This is a genomic window from Lutispora sp. (assembly GCF_041687175.1).
Classification (GTDB): domain Bacteria; phylum Bacillota; class Clostridia; order Lutisporales; family Lutisporaceae; genus Lutispora.
The window spans coordinates 1-5148 of sequence record NZ_JAWLCK010000158.1; the positions used below are offsets into that span (position 1 = coordinate 1).

Annotated in this window: 3 protein-coding genes and 1 pseudogene; all 4 read right to left on the reverse strand. The window is 39.0% G+C overall.

All coding sequences use genetic code 11. The features are described 5' to 3' along the window. Positions 1-461: 6-phosphofructokinase (locus tag ACESM9_RS14240; protein ID WP_373000108.1), on the reverse strand; the 461-nt coding region annotated here is incomplete at its 3' end. A 163-nt stretch (positions 462-624) separates the two neighbouring features. Further along, positions 625-822, reverse strand: coding sequence for a hypothetical protein (locus tag ACESM9_RS14245; RefSeq protein ID WP_373000111.1), 198 nt, complete (start codon positions 820-822; stop codon positions 625-627). A 61-nt stretch (positions 823-883) separates the two neighbouring features. Further along, positions 884-4384 carry a DNA polymerase III subunit alpha gene (locus tag ACESM9_RS14250; RefSeq protein ID WP_373000114.1) on the reverse strand — a complete coding sequence of 1167 codons (3501 nt, stop codon included), beginning with the start codon at positions 4382-4384 and terminating at the stop codon, positions 884-886. A gap of 23 nt (positions 4385-4407) precedes the next feature. Beyond that, positions 4408-5148, reverse strand: a pseudogene (locus ACESM9_RS14255) (glucose-6-phosphate isomerase); the annotation flags it as partial.

The following is a 5148-nucleotide window of genomic DNA, read 5'->3' on the forward strand; positions in this document are numbered from 1 at the left end:
CTTATCTTATTTATTGCATCCAATACTGTGTTGACTGCGGTATCAAAGCCAATGGTATAGTCTGTATAAGCCAAATCATTATCTATAGTTCCAGGTACCCCAATACATGCTATGCCTTTCTTGCACAATTCCCTTGCTCCTTTAAAGGTACCGTCACCACCTATTACCACTATACCATCAAAATTAAATACATCTGCAATGTTTATTGCTTTTTGCATTCCTGCTTCTGTTTGGAATTCCTCACATCTGGCAGTTCTCAGTATAGTTCCACCTCTATGAATTATATCCGCAACAGAGGAAAGGTTCATTTCTATAACATCTCCATGAATAAGTCCGTTATATCCTCTTTTTATGCCATATACATTGAGACCATTGTATATCGATGTCCTAACCACAGCTCTTATGGCAGCATTCATACCAGGAGAATCTCCTCCGCTGGTCAATACGGCGATATTCTTCATCAAGTCTCCCCCTTATATTAAAGTATTGAAAAGAAAGGCTTTCATTTGAATCATTTTTATTATCGAAGAAGCCTTTCTTGAAATTCATTACGGAAAGTTAACACTAAGGAAATCTAGACTTTCCTATGAATTTTAAAAAACAAAAACACCTAGGTGTTTTTGTTTAGACTCCTGACTCATATATTATGTTTTGTGCATCCTCTGCTTCGCCTTCGGGCACCAAAATCTCAAAATAACCATCTTCCCTATCAGATCCTTTGTTGACAGGTTGTATCTTCGCCAGCATGCCTTCCTGTGCCAGAAGTTCTTGTACTCTTTCGGCAGCTTTTTTGTTTTTGGCTATATATATTACTGTCCACATGCTAGATGCCTCCTTTGGTTCACGGACTACTCTTTATCCTAAGTTTAATGCAATATAACTATTATTTCAAGGCAACACATTTATCTCCGCATATTTTTTTTAGTTCGTCCAATAAAGAGTCATTAATACTAACCCATATACTGCGGGATGCCTGCATAACCCTTGATTTTCCTTCACTTTTCCTGGCTTCGTCAACTATAAAAACCGGCTGATTCCCTTTATTTCTCTTGAGTACTTCTTTTATATCATCAAGAAGCTGAGGATTTTTTCTCGAATCAATTTTGATATAGAGTTTATTGAACCCAGATATACTCTTTACATCATTTTTTAATGGAGTTATTTTCTCACAGATTATTTTTGCATTCTCTTCTTCTTTTATGCTGATTCTCCCTTCAACGAGAATTATATTGTCGGGCTTAAGCAAATCCTTGTATAGTTCGTAAGTCTTTGGGAAGATAATCATTTCTATGGTTCCATATAAATCTTCAAGCTGTGCAAAAGCCATCATGCTATTGTTTTTTGTAGTCTTTGCTTTTATTGATTCTAATATGCCCCCCATGATTACTCTTTTATTGTCCAATTCAAGAATAAATGCATCCATGTCCATGTCATCTGAAGATTCATTTATAAGTTGGGATGTGTTGATGCTTGTTCTGTTTTCCAATTCCTGTTTATACTCCAGTAGAGGATGGCCGCTGATGTAAAGACCAAGCATTTCCTTTTCCATGGCCAGCATCACATTCTTAGGATATTCATCTAACTCAGGATAAATTTCCTCATTTATTGATATATCGCAAGCTACATTGTCAAATAATGATAACTGACCGTCAATATTGTTCTTTCTCTGGTCATGGATACAATCCATTATCCTTTCATAAACTGCCATGAGTTTGCTTCTGCAAATACCAAGACTGTCAAAGGCACCGCATTTAATCAGGCTCTCCACGGTTCGCTTATTGACAACTCCCAAGTCCACTTTATTAATAAAGTCATATAGACTTTCATAGCTACCCTTTGCTTCTCTATTTTCTATTATTGAGTTTATGGCATTGATACCTACATTTTTAACTGCTGCCAGTCCAAACCTTATTTTATTGTTTTTCACTGTAAAGCTTATATGGCTTTCATTGATATCCGGAGGCAGCACTTCTATTCCCAGTCTTCTGCTGTTTAATATATATTCCGCCACTTTACTGCTGTTGTCCATGACGCTGGTAATAAGGGCTGCAGTGAACTGTACTGGATAGTAGTGTTTAAGCCATGCGGTTTGATAGGATACCACAGCATAAGCAGCGGCATGAGACTTGTTAAAGCCGTATTTGGCAAACTCAGCCATCTCATCGAATATCTTCTCTGCAGTTTCTTTATCTATACCATTTCTTATACAGCCTGGCACTGTCACATTTCCATTTTCATCACATATGCCATTGATAAAGTTTACCTTTTCCCGAGCCATTACATCTGCTTTTTTCTTTGACATGGCTCTTCTCACCAGGTCAGATCTACCCATAGAGTATCCTGCAAGCTCTCTGAAAACTTGCATTACCTGTTCCTGATATATTATGCAGCCATAGGTAACTCTTAAAATAGGCTCAAGCTTGGGATGGAGATATTTGACCAATTGGGGATTGTGCTTATTCTTTATATACCTGGGAATCTGATCCATGGGTCCAGGTCTGTATAGTGAAACTCCCGCTATGATATCCTCCAGGCAATTTGGCTTTAGCTCCTTCATAAATTGAGTCATTCCGGCACTTTCAAGCTGAAATACTCCATAGGTCTCCCCTTCACTTATCATGTTGTAAACCTGGCTATCGTTGTAATCTATTTTTGAGAGGTCAGGCACTTCAAGGCCCTGTTCTCTGATAATGTTCAAAGTATCGCGAATTACAGTCAAAGTACGCAAACCCAGAAAATCCATCTTCAGCAGTCCCAATTCCTCCAATGTGGTCATAGGAAACTGAGTGGTAATAACATCTTCGTTCATCTGGAGAGGAACATAATTTGTAACGGCCTCTTTGGCAATAACCACTCCCGCCGCATGGGTGGAAGCATGTCTCGGCATTCCCTCTAAGGCCTTGGACATATCTATAAGCTGCTTGATATCCTCATCCTCTTCATATAGGTTTCTCAGCTCCGGGTTCACATTCAATGCCTTATCTATAGTCATACCCAGCTCCATAGGTATTTTCTTTGCAACACTGTCCACCTGAGCATAGGGCATGTTCAACGCTCTTCCTACATCTCTTATGGCCGCTCTTGCTGCCATGGTTCCAAAGGTGATTATCTGGGCTACCCTGTCTTTGCCATATTTCTCAACTACATAATCAATTACTTCCTGTCTTCTCTCATAGCAAAAATCAACGTCAAAATCCGGCATGCTTATTCTTTCAGGGTTAAGGAATCTCTCAAATATAAGGTTATACCTTATTGGATCAATATCTGTAATTCCTATTGCATAGGCTACGATACTTCCGGCTCCAGAGCCTCTTCCTGGCCCTACCATTATGCCGTTGTCCTTGGCAAATCTGACATAGTCCCATACTATAAGGAAATAATCTGCATAGCCCATTTTTTCTATGACACTGAGTTCATAGTTCATTCTATCCTTAAGCTCATCTGTAATCTCTTCATACTTTTTCTTCAAGCCTGTTTCACAAAGATGCCTGAGGTAGGCATCGGAAGTATAACCCTCTGGAACATCAAATTTAGGCAAATGCACATGCCCAAAGGTAAAATCCACATTGCATCTGTTTGCTATTTTCACTGTATTATCTAAGGCTTCCGGTGCATATTTGAACAAATCATACATTTCTTCAGAGGATTTTATATAAAACTCATCAGTTTCAAATTTCATTCTGTTTTCATCATCAATGGTCTTTCCTGTTTGGATGCACAGCAGTACATCATGTACTTGGGCATCTTCCCTATCTACATAGTGGACATCATTGGTAGCCACCAATGGTATTCCTGTTTCATGGGACATTCTAATTAGTTCCTGGTTTACTAACGCCTGTTCCCTTATCCCATGATCCTGAAGCTCCAAGTAAAAGTTATCTTCTCCGAATATATCAAGGTATGTCAGAGCTTCTTCCTTTGCCCTTTCATAGTTTCCGTTCAAAATATATTGCTGTACTGAACCGGCCAGGCATGCGCTCATGGCGATTATACCTTCAGAATACCTTCTCAGAAGGTCAACATCCACTCTTGGCTTATAATAAAAACCCTTAATAAAGCCTTGTGAAACAAGATATGTGATATTCCTGTAGCCTGTCTCATTTTTTGCAAGAAGCACCAAGTGATACTGGTCGCTGTCATACTTTGGGTCTCTGTCCTCCATTCCTCTTGTTGCTACATAGACTTCACAGCCTATTATGGGTTTTATACCGTATTTTTTAGCTTGTTTATAGAAATCCACGACTCCATACATGACTCCATGATCCGTAATGGCTATGGAAGACATACCCAGTCCCTTTGCCTTTTCCATCATCTTGTCCAACCTTCCTGCTCCATCCAAAAGGCTGTACTGGGTATGAACATGAAGGTGTACAAAATCCCTCATAATATCTTATCCTTTCTTGTCTTCTATCTGTCCAATAGTTTATATATGTTTCTTTTGTACAGCTCTACTCCAGGCTGATCAAAAGGGTTTACTCCAAGCAGATAACCGCTTACAGCACAAGCTTTTTCCATGAAATATACCAAATGTCCGAAGCTGCATTCATCAATAGAAGGCACTTCTAAGGATATTACCGGTGTGCCCCCTTCTTCATGGGCTTTCATGGCACCCTCATAGGCAATGCTGTTTATATTGTTAAAGGTCCTATGAACCAAATAATTCAAACCATCCTTATCATCATCAAAATGCGGGATACTCATATCTCCAGGTGGATTTTTTATTTTTATTATGGTCTCAAACACATTTTTAGAGCCTTCCTGAAGATACTGTCCCATAGAATGCAAGTCTGTAGAAAATTGGAGAATAGTTGGAAAAATTCCTTTTCCTTCTTTGCCTTCGCTTTCTCCAAAGAGCTGCTGCCACCACTTGCCGAAATACTCCATGGAGGGTTCATAAGTTATCAATGTTTCTATCTGTTTTCCTTTTTTATACAATATGTTTCTTAATACAGAATACTTGTAGCAGCTATTAGATTCTAGCTTTGGATTATTATATATTCTGCAAGCTTCTTCAGCTCCTTTTAATACTGCTTCTATATCTATTCCTGCTACCGCCATTGTGAGCAAAGCAGCTGGAGTCAGCACCGAATACCTTCCCCCGATATTTTCAGGAATTTCAAAGGTTTCATAGCCTTCCTCTCTGGCAAT

What these genes read in the sequence shown, in the direction of transcription:
- ACESM9_RS14245 (WP_373000111.1), bottom strand. Translation starts at nt 822, where the DNA reads ATGTGGACAGTAATATATATAGCCAAAAACAAAAAAGCTGCCGAAAGA.
- ACESM9_RS14250 (WP_373000114.1), bottom strand. Translation starts at nt 4,384, where the DNA reads ATGAGGGATTTTGTACACCTTCATGTTCATACCCAGTACAGCCTTTTG.